9 protein-coding genes and 2 pseudogenes are annotated in these 7426 nt (G+C 65.4%); 5 read left to right on the forward strand and 6 right to left on the reverse strand.

What is annotated here, in order from left to right; translation table 11 throughout:
* A pseudogene (locus tag AC2VOP_RS17225) lies at nucleotides 1–94 on the forward strand (preprotein translocase subunit SecG); the annotation flags it as partial.
* Between the two features lie 50 nt (nucleotides 95–144).
* Nucleotides 145–1518: a flavin monoamine oxidase family protein gene (locus tag AC2VOP_RS17230; RefSeq protein WP_486962092.1), complete on the forward strand. Its 1374-nt coding sequence runs from the start codon at nucleotides 145–147 to the stop codon at nucleotides 1516–1518.
* Nucleotides 1519–1572: 54 nt separating this feature from the next.
* On the opposite strand, the gene mddA is transcribed toward AC2VOP_RS17230, so the two are convergent.
* From mddA to AC2VOP_RS17250, 4 genes are read right to left on the reverse strand one after another with little or no spacing between them, the layout of a single operon-like run.
* Nucleotides 1573–2340, reverse strand: coding sequence for a methanethiol S-methyltransferase (mddA, locus tag AC2VOP_RS17235; protein ID WP_486962093.1), 768 nt, complete (start codon nucleotides 2338–2340; stop codon nucleotides 1573–1575).
* A 34-nt stretch (nucleotides 2341–2374) separates the two neighbouring features.
* The gene (locus AC2VOP_RS17240) at nucleotides 2375–2725 is read right to left on the reverse strand and encodes a DsrE/DsrF/TusD sulfur relay family protein (protein WP_486962094.1); all 351 of its coding nucleotides are present in this window, start codon (nucleotides 2723–2725) and stop codon (nucleotides 2375–2377) included.
* A complete protein-coding gene (locus AC2VOP_RS17245) occupies nucleotides 2722–3480 on the reverse strand; it encodes an ArsR/SmtB family transcription factor (RefSeq protein ID WP_486962095.1) in 759 nt (252 codons plus the stop codon). The genes AC2VOP_RS17240 and AC2VOP_RS17245 overlap by 4 nt, the downstream gene beginning before the upstream one ends.
* Nucleotides 3477–4739, reverse strand: coding sequence for an MFS transporter (locus tag AC2VOP_RS17250; protein WP_486962100.1), 1263 nt, complete (start codon nucleotides 4737–4739; stop codon nucleotides 3477–3479). Before AC2VOP_RS17250 ends, AC2VOP_RS17245 begins: the two co-directional genes overlap by 4 nt.
* A gap of 243 nt (nucleotides 4740–4982) precedes the next feature.
* On the opposite strand from AC2VOP_RS17250, the gene AC2VOP_RS17255 reads away from it, so the two are divergent.
* The 3 genes from AC2VOP_RS17255 to AC2VOP_RS17265 all read left to right on the forward strand — a co-directional run bounded on the left by AC2VOP_RS17255 (nucleotide 4983) and on the right by AC2VOP_RS17265 (nucleotide 6290).
* Complete coding sequence (locus tag AC2VOP_RS17255) at nucleotides 4983–5351, forward strand: hypothetical protein (RefSeq protein ID WP_486962096.1); 369 nt, start codon at nucleotides 4983–4985, stop codon at nucleotides 5349–5351.
* Nucleotides 5352–5580: 229 nt separating this feature from the next.
* Nucleotides 5581–5940, forward strand: a complete 360-nt coding sequence (locus AC2VOP_RS17260) for a hypothetical protein (RefSeq protein WP_486962097.1) — start codon at nucleotides 5581–5583, stop codon at nucleotides 5938–5940.
* Nucleotides 5941–6014: 74 nt separating this feature from the next.
* On the forward strand, nucleotides 6015–6290 hold the full coding sequence (locus AC2VOP_RS17265) for an SHOCT domain-containing protein (RefSeq protein ID WP_486962098.1): 276 nt from the start codon (nucleotides 6015–6017) through the stop codon (nucleotides 6288–6290).
* Nucleotides 6291–6324: 34 nt separating this feature from the next.
* Here the strand turns inward: AC2VOP_RS17265 and AC2VOP_RS17270 are convergent, their stop codons facing one another.
* Both AC2VOP_RS17270 and AC2VOP_RS17275 read right to left on the reverse strand, forming a co-directional pair.
* Nucleotides 6325–7266, reverse strand: a complete 942-nt coding sequence (locus AC2VOP_RS17270) for a M56 family metallopeptidase (RefSeq protein WP_486962099.1) — start codon at nucleotides 7264–7266, stop codon at nucleotides 6325–6327.
* A pseudogene (locus AC2VOP_RS17275) lies at nucleotides 7263–7426 on the reverse strand (BlaI/MecI/CopY family transcriptional regulator); the annotation flags it as partial. The pseudogene AC2VOP_RS17275 and the gene AC2VOP_RS17270, both read right to left, overlap by 4 nt.

Genomic DNA, 7426 nt, shown 5'->3' on the forward strand with positions numbered 1-7426 from the left:
GGTGGAGAAGAACCTGGACCGGCTGACCCTGTTCGTGGTCGGCATCTGGCTGGTGTCGATTATCGGCATGGCGTTGCTGATCAAACTGCGCTAAACGAGCCGGGGCCGGGCAGCCGACACGGAGAGGGCGGGCGCAGGGGCACAGTGGCCAGGGACGCGGACGTCATCGTCGTCGGTGCCGGAATGGCAGGCCTGTCGGCAGCGGATCAGCTTGTCGGCCAAGGCAAATCGGTGTTGCTGGTCGAAGCCCGCGACCGGGTCGGCGGCCGTGTGCTCAACGAGGCTCTGGACGCGTCGGACCCGGACCAGGTGGTGGAGGTGGGCGGCCAGTGGCTCGGCCCCACCCAGGATCGCGCTCGTGCCCTCGCGCAACGGCTGGGGCTGACGTTGTTTGCCACCCACACCGCCGGCGACAATCTCCTGGAACGCCGGGGCGGCAGACTGCGCCACTACCGCGGCAATATTCCCAGGGTCAACCCGCTGGTCTTGGCCGAAGTAGGTCGGGCCCAGGCGCGCCTGGACCGGATGGCCCGCCGCGTTCCGCTGGAGGCACCCTGGGCCGCGCCACGCGCAGAGCATCATGACGCGATGACGTTTGCCAGCTGGCTTTCGCGTCACGTTCGCCTGCGGGAGTCGCGCGAGTTTCTGCGGGTGGCCATCGCCGCCGTCTTCGCGTGCGAGCCGCACGATGTGTCCCTGCTGCATGTGCTGTTCTATATCCATTCCGGCGGTCGACTCGACAACCTGATCGGCACCCGCGGCGGCGCCCAGCAAGACCGTGTCGTGGGCGGCACCCAACTGCTCGCCAGCGGGCTGGCCGCCGGGCTCGGCGAACGGGTGCTGCTCGGACGCCCGGTGCGGCGCATCGCGCAGGACGACGACGGCGTCACCGTGGCCGCCGACGGCGGCACCACCCTGCGCGCCCACCGGGTCATCGTCGCGCTGCCGCCCACGCTTGCTGGCCGCATCGACTACTCGCCGGTGCTGCCGGCCGCCCGCGACCAGCTCACTCAGCGCATGCCGATGGGGTCGGTGATCAAATGCATGGCTGTCTACGACGAGCCGTTCTGGCGACGCGACGGCCTGAACGGCCAGGCGATCAGCATCGACGGCCCGGCGTGTGCCGTCTTCGACAACAGCCCACCGAGCGGTTCACCCGGTGTGCTGCTCGGCTTCCTGGAAGGTCGCCACGCACGACGGTTGTCCTCGGTGTCTGTCGATCAGCGCCGTGACGCCGTCGTCGGCACCTTCACTCGGCTTTTCGGCCTGCGCGCCGCGCGGCCCGACCGCTACCTGGACAAAGACTGGTCGGCAGAGCCGTTCAGCCGCGGCTGCTACACCGCTCTGATGCCACCCGGCACCTGGACGGCGTTCGGCCCGGCGCTGCGAGCCCCGGTCGGGCGCATCCACTGGGCGGGCACCGAGACGGCGAAAATCTGGAGCGGCTACATCGACGGCGCTATCCGCTCCGGCGAGGACGCGGCAAGCGCTACGCTGCAGGCTCTCGGTACCGGCTGAAATCTCGGCCGGCAACTCGCTGCCCGGAGGTATGTCACCAGGTGTTCGACGACATCAGTTCGCCATTTTGTCGTGGCGCCGCCGCGGGTACGAGGATCTGTGCAGCCGAGGCAGGAGCATGGGCACACGCGACTGGTAGTCGCGGTACTGGTCGCCCAGCGCCGCCTGCAAGTCGTGTTCTTCGAATTGCAGCGCGATCAAGATGTAACCGGTGGTCGCTGCGGCGAAGAGCAGATGCCCAGCCGTCATCGTCGGGGTAGCCCAGAACGCGACGATGAAGCCCAGCATGAGCGGGTGCCGCACCAGCCGGTACAACAGCGGGCTGCGAAACTCGACGTCGGTGTAGGGCTGATGACGCCAGGCCAGATACACCTGCCGTAGCCCGAGCAGGTCGAAATGGTTGATCATGAACGTGCCTGCCAGCACAATTGCCCAGCCCAGCCAGAACAGCGCGTGTAATCCGATGCGGGCCGCCGGTGGTGTCAGGTTCCACACAACCGCTGGCATTGTTCGCCATTGCCCATACAGCAGAAACAGGACCAGGCTGGTGAGCAACACGTAGGTGCTGCGTTCGACGCTGTGCGGCACGAATCGCGTCCACCATCGCTTGAATGCCGGCCGCGCCATCACGCTGTGCTGGAGGGCGAACAGCCCCAGCAGCAGCGCGTTGACTGCGACCGCTTGGCTTATCGGACCGGCTATGCCGACATCGACGCTGCGGGGGACCGCGATATTGCCTACGAAGCCGATCGCATACAGAAAAGATGCCAGGAACATCATATAGCTCAGCGAGCCGTAACTCATCGCTAGAAAGCGTGCCATCGCATCCTCCGGTTGGCTGTGGCTGGCTGTGGTATCAGAAGTTCAGCACCTTGTCGGCCCACAGCGTCCATTCGGTGACCTCGTCCATTGTGGACCGCCGTGCCCCCTGGACAAGACCGTCTTCGCACAGTGCCCTTGCCTCCAAACAGGTTCCGCAGCATCCGACCTCACCACCGTGGCGGATCACGCCCTGCAGCATGCGGTCCAGATGGTAGTAGCCGTCGGGGATTTTTTGGTTAGCCATGGCGCAGCCGACCGCGTCGCCGAACAGGAAAACCCTTACCTCAACCCCCTCTTGCTTGGCCAGCGAGCCGGCCAGGCGAAGCCCGTTGTAGCACCGCTCGGTTCCGTAAGGTGGATCGTTGAGAATGACGAGGAATTTCACTTCTCACTCCGGTTCTTGGTCTTGGCCCGCGCGCTCGTTGCGCGCGTCGTTTCGATTTTTCGGCCGCCTGATCCTCGTTGTGCCGGCTCTCGTGGGGTCTCAGCGCCGACGGCAACCGGCAGCCCGGCCTGCCGCCATTCGGGCATCCCGTCTTCCAGGCAGTGGGCTTGACGGCCGCGACCGCGCAGCGTCGCCACGGCTTGAGGAGCGAGCAGGCAGAGTGGTCCCCGGCAGTAGGCGACGATCTCGACGGTCGAGTCGATTCCTTTCAGGCGTGCTTCCAGGTGTTCGAGGGGCGCCGAGAGTGCGCCTGGAATATGGCCGGCCTCATACTCTTCGATGGGCCGCACGTCTATCACGACGACCTCACCCGCGCGCACACGCCGGAGCAGCTCAGGGCGGGTGACTCTTTCGGTCGCGCGCTCATCCGCGCCGATGTCGCGGAGGATTTGGTCGACCTCGGCAAGCCGGGCGCGGGCCAGATCACCGAGCGCAGCCACGAACCGGCAGACTTCTTCCCCCGCCGCACGGTAGTAGACGCGCACGCCCTCGCGGCGGGTCACCACGAGGCGACCCTGGCGCATCAGCTGCAGGTGCGTCGACGCGGTGGTGAATTTGAGGCCGGCGGCTTGGGCCAATGCCTCAACGGTGCGCTCGCCCTGGCAGAGCAGCTCCAGCAGCTCGATCCGCTTGGGGTGCATGACCACCTTGCCGATCCGGGCGAGTTGGTCGTAGAGGTCGAGCCGTGCTGTCATGGCGTCTTCTCGGCGGCGGCTTGGCTTGGGGCGGTGTGGGTTTCATACATCCGGGCGGCGACGATCAGCCCGGAGGCGGCGGTAATCGCGGCCACCACCCAGACCGTGGCACGCAGGCCCCACAGGTCGGCAACGACACCGGACACGATCGCACCGACGGCGAATCCGCTGTCGCGCCACAACCGGTACACGCCGACCGCCCGGCCTCGCCATGCCGGGTGGGCCACGTCACCGACGACGGCCAGCAGGCTGGGATACACCAACGCGGTGCCGGCGCCCAACAGCGCTGCCGCCAGCGCCCATGCCGCGAAGGTGTCAGCCAGTGCAGTGAGGGCCAGTGCGCCGGCTTGGGCGAGCATCCCCGCAGTGATGAGCCGTTTGCGCCCCCAGCGATCCGACAGCTCGCCGGTGAACAGTTGCCCGAGCCCCCACACCGCGGGATACAAGGCGGCCAGCACACCGATACCCGACACCGATAGTCCGACAGTGGCGAACAGGATGGGAAACAGGCCCCAGGCCAGGCCGTCTTTGAGGTTGTTGACCATCCCGGCTTGGCTGGCTGCTGACATGGCGGGTTCGCGCAGGCTGGTGTAGGTGAAGATCTGCAGGTTGGTCAGTTCGGCATGCAGGTGATCGTGGCGGCCGTCGGCCCGGGGCCGATGCCGGGCGGCGTCCAGACGGGCGTGCTCGCGGGTCTCGCGCACGACCGCGACCGAAAGACCTAGTCCCACAATGATGTAGGCGGCACCCAGCAGGAACGGGGCGGGCCGCAGCCCGTAGCGGTCAGCCAGGTAGCCGGTGGCCATGGCGGTCAGGGCGAGCCCGCTGTAGCCGGCGGCCTCGTTGAGACCCATCGCCCGGCCGCGTCGCGCCGGGCCGGCCAGGTCGATGTTCATGATCACGGTGGTGGACCAGGTCAGGCCCTGGTTGATTCCCAGCAGCACGTTGGCGGCGACCACCCAGCCCCAGGTGGGCGCCCAGATCAACACCAGCGGTACCGGCAGCGCGATCAGCCAGCCCGCGACCTGAAGCGGTTTGCGGCCCAATCGGTCAGCCCAGTGACCGGCCAGGTAATTGGTGGCGGCCTTGGTGATGCCGAAGGCCAGCACATAGGTCAGCACGAACGTGTAGCCCACCAGATGGAAGGTGCGTTGAGCCAGCAAGGGCAGCACGGTGCGTTCCTGTCCCAGGGTGCCTCCGACCAGGGCATTGACCGCGACTAGCAGACTGAACTGCGCCAGGTTGGCGCGCAACCCCAACCGAGGGTGGTCATTGGCACTGCTGACGAGGCGGTCGTCAGCGTGGTGCGGAACGGAGTTGCGCTTCACGTGTTCGCCAATCACGGTCCGTACTATATTCCATAGATCGATGGAATAATCAAGTATCCTTGCGTGGTCGGAGCACGTTGGCCGAAATCTTGCTGGCGCTGGCAGCGATGCCTATCATCTACGTACAAAGATAGTAGATCGGTCCTCATCTGTCACCGAGTGAAAGGACATGACATGGGAGACCTCAGCAACGTCGGCGCCAGGCCCGGGAAGCGCAAGAAGTTCGCGGCGGCTGTGTTGGCTGGTTTGGCTATCACGTTGGCGGCGTTCTTTGCCGGGACATGGGCCGGCTCATCGGGAGTGTTGACGCTCACCTCGGGCCCGGCGAAAACTCCGAGCGGCGCAACGGGTCCGGACATGCAAAATCCAATGTCGGGCATGATGTGTAGCGGCGGTATGCACAACATGATGGAAAACATGATGAAAACCATGATGAAAGACATGCCGGACATGCCGCTGAAGCCGGGCCAGATGCCGAACATGCCGAACATGCCGGACATGCCGATGAAACCGGGCCAGATGCCGAACATGCCGACACGCTGACCGGCTGTCCGACAAAGGATTTGGCGGAAAGTGCCGACCCGGGATCCGGAAGGAGCGATCATCAGTGCTTGACACTGTCGAGGGTCTTCCGGCGCATCCCTTCCTCGTCCACGCGGTCGTGGTCTTTGTGCCGTTGACTGCTTTGCTCGCCGTGTTCATGGTGCTATGGCCTGCTGCGCGTCGTCGCATCGCGGGCGCCTCGTTGTTCGTGACTTCAGGGACCATGGTGGTGACCGTGCTGGCCGCCATGGCCGGCAGGTGGCTCCAACAGCACAGCTCGATGATGATGATGATGATGAACAGCGCGCTCATCCGCCGTCACGGCGATTTGGGTGGACAGCTCGTACTGTGGTTTTCGTTGCTGAACATTTCGATGGTTTGCTGGTGGGCGTTGCATACCCCGCTTTTTGCCGACGAGGTCGCTGAGTTTTCGATGCTGATCCGTCGGGCGGCCGGAGTCGTCGCGGGCGTCAGCACCCTGGTGTTCGCTGTGATCTCGACATGGTCTGTCGTGCTGGTCGGTCGACTCGGCTCACAAGCGGTGTGGGGAATGATGGCCTGCTGCGGGTTAGCAGGCACCCAGCCGTAGCTATCTGTGGCCAATCCGATCACTTACACAACTTGGCGATATCGAAAGGAAGAGAAGGAGAAAGAGTTGCAGCAATGATGATGTGGCACAACGGCGGTCACGCGGGCTGGAGCGGCTGGGGCGACTGGGGTGGCTGGCTCTTGGGATCGGCAATGATGGTGGCGTTTTGGGCGCTAGTCATCACCGCCATCGTGCTGCTCGTGCGTTATCTGCTGTCATCTCGCCCCGGATCGGCACCAAAAACCCGGTCGACGACCGCAGAAAACCTGCTCGCCGAACGCTATGCACGCGGAGATATCGACGATGAGGAGTACCTTCGCCGCCAGGCGCTACTGCGCCAGAGCAACTGAACTACATCGCTTCCAACCGTGTTTCGTACAACGGTCAGAACCCACACAGCAACGCACCGAACTCGCCCAGCACCGTGACGACGAAGGGCCCAGCCGCCACGGCGGCGATCACGGCGGCCAGCCCGGCACGCGTTCGCGATTGGTCGTGGTACGCCGGTGGTGATGCGAGGCGTTCCGCCCGTGCCAACACTTCTACATCGGCGGCTGCCAGCCCCTCGGCGGGGGCTGTGCGGCACAGGGTGATCAGACCTGCCAGCAACGCCTGAGGCCCGTGACGGCGTGCCGCAACGTCGTCGGCACACATTTCCAGCAACAGTGAAACATGTTGTGCACCTTGGGTCATGAGCGTCAACCTGGGAAAGGCGGCGGCTAGACCACGAAGGGTGCTGATCACGATCCAGTGCCGTCCATGGAGATGGGCTCGCTCGTGGGCGAGCACCGCGGCCAACTGGCGCTCGTCGAGTGCGGCCACCGCAGCGCTGGTCACGACGATTGTCGGGGGTTGGGCCGACACAGCGTAGGCAGCGCGTTTGGCAGCCTCGATCACCACAACGTCCTGGGTGCTGGTGCGGTGACCGACAAGCCGCGCCGCGTCGGCGTGTGCGTGCGCGCGGGCCCGCATTCGCGCCACCGTGTCGACCAACTGCATAGCGGCCACCGTCGCGGCAACACTCACCGAGATCGCCAGCGCGGCCAACACGACCTGCGGCACGAGCCCCGCACCACCGACGACGTCGTGCAGTTGGGTCATGCAGGACGTGACAACCGCACGGCGATGAGGCCATAAGCGGATCGCCTGCGCGATGCTCAGCACCAGCGCCACCAGCCACGCGACCAGCACACCACCGATCGCGGTCAGCCATGCTGCCACTCCCAGCCGCGGCACGAACCCGCGCTCGGTCAACGACTGCAACACCGGCGGACCGAGCAGCAGCACCGTCAGGCTGTAGAGGACAAGACAGATCGCGACGCTCATCGGTGGTCCGTTCGCTTGGCCAGCTGTTGCAGTGCGGCGAGCAGGCTTTCGGATTCCTGCAGGCCGATCTGTTCGACGAAGTGGTGCAGAACCAGATCGGGACGGCCGCCACCGTCGAACGCCTCACGCATCAGCTGGGCGGTGTGCTGCTCACGGGAGA

This window comes from Mycobacterium sp. TH-M106, from assembly GCF_057473765.1.

Coding starts and splice junctions, on each gene's coding strand:
- mddA (WP_486962093.1), bottom strand. CDS start 2,340: ATGGCACGCTTTCTAGCGATGAGTTACGGCTCGCTGAGCTATATGATG.
- AC2VOP_RS17245 (WP_486962095.1), bottom strand. CDS start 3,480: ATGACAGCACGGCTCGACCTCTACGACCAACTCGCCCGGATCGGCAAG.
- AC2VOP_RS17255 (WP_486962096.1), top strand. CDS start 4,983: ATGGGAGACCTCAGCAACGTCGGCGCCAGGCCCGGGAAGCGCAAGAAG.
- AC2VOP_RS17265 (WP_486962098.1), top strand. CDS start 6,015: ATGATGATGTGGCACAACGGCGGTCACGCGGGCTGGAGCGGCTGGGGC.
- AC2VOP_RS17270 (WP_486962099.1), bottom strand. CDS start 7,266: ATGAGCGTCGCGATCTGTCTTGTCCTCTACAGCCTGACGGTGCTGCTG.